The 1,212-nt window shown below is 58.0% G+C and carries 1 protein-coding gene; it reads right to left on the bottom strand.

All coding sequences use genetic code 11. From position 1 onward, the window contains the following. Nucleotides 1-11: 11 nt before the first annotated feature. Nucleotides 12-950 (bottom strand): DNA N-6-adenine-methyltransferase, encoded by a 939-nt coding sequence (locus tag K4G67_RS15675; RefSeq protein ID WP_239807228.1) that lies wholly within the window; start codon nt 948-950, stop codon nt 12-14. Nucleotides 951-1,212: the final 262 nt, after the last annotated feature.

Raw genomic sequence — 1,212 nt, forward strand, 5'->3', positions numbered from 1 at the left:
CGCCCCTTTTGTTATTTTCGATCCATCCAGAACCCGGGGACGGCAGCGGCAAAAGCGTCCTTTTGGTCCGCGTTTGCGCCGAGAACGACCAGCATCAACGAGAAAGGCGTTGCCTGCGACTTTCCGCGCAGGTCGATAAACCGGACCCGCCCTTGCAAAAAGTAGACGTCGGCATCGGCACGCAGCGTCTCATGAAACCATGACGAATCCGTTCTGGCAGGCACGAGGCATGCTATGGTCCGCGCGTTTTCCATGCGCCATTGCTCATGCGCGCGACGCAACCAGCGCAGCTGCGCGGAGAAGGGCGGATTGACGTAAACGAACCTGCCAAACCAATCGTCTCGAAGCCCGTCATCTCCGTTTCCTGGGATGAATTTGCGAGTTGCGATGACGGGACTGGAGGGATGCCCGCACGGGTCCAGGTCGATGCTGCCGAAGGCTGTGTAAATCGGCTCCATGAACTCTTCGGGTGTAAAGCGACTATCGCGATCCTCCTTGTCACCTTGACCCCAATAGGCTCTTTCAGGCGCCCGCCGTTTTGCGCCGGGAGCCAGAACTTCCAGAATGCGGATTATGCTCGCGATCGAGCCGCCGCCGTTTTCCACGGCTGTGATCGTAGTGGGTGAAAGGCCGGTGCGCTTTGCCAAATCCCCTATGGTGACGTTTTGCTTCATCCGCCGATTGCGCAATTGGCCGGCAAGCGTTTTGCCGGGCCCAATTCCGGTCAGCCTATAGTCCAGGGCGTTGAACACCGCCTCCAGTGTCTTCGCCGAACCGATGCCGCGCTCAAGGCGATAGATCGCTTGCGCGCTGACACCTGAGCGTGCTGCGAGGGAACGCTGCAGCCAGCCTTTCGCCTGCCGGGCCGCGCGTATGTCGTCGATCAGAATATGATGTCTCCAGCAATCACATTCTGAGGATATAGATCTCAAAAGCTCACCCGCAAACATGGTCGTTCGCGGTCGGCATGGTGGATGTTTGCTGAGGAAGCGTTGGGAGCAGGCGGTGGAAATAAGACCGTTTTGCGTTCAGCCGATTTCGAATCCCAGACCTCCTGATGCCGTGCCTTTGCATAAGGATGGTGCGCGTCAGTTGCCGTTTGCCACGAGGATTTGAAAGAAGGAACGATCTAACCCGTCCTATTCATGAGGCTACCGCTTCGTGTTGTTCGGACGGCGATGTGGCGGTGCCTGATTGATCAAGGCGCACGCC

Source organism: Croceicoccus hydrothermalis, assembly GCF_022378335.1.
Taxonomy (GTDB): Bacteria; Pseudomonadota; Alphaproteobacteria; order Sphingomonadales; family Sphingomonadaceae; genus Croceicoccus; species Croceicoccus hydrothermalis.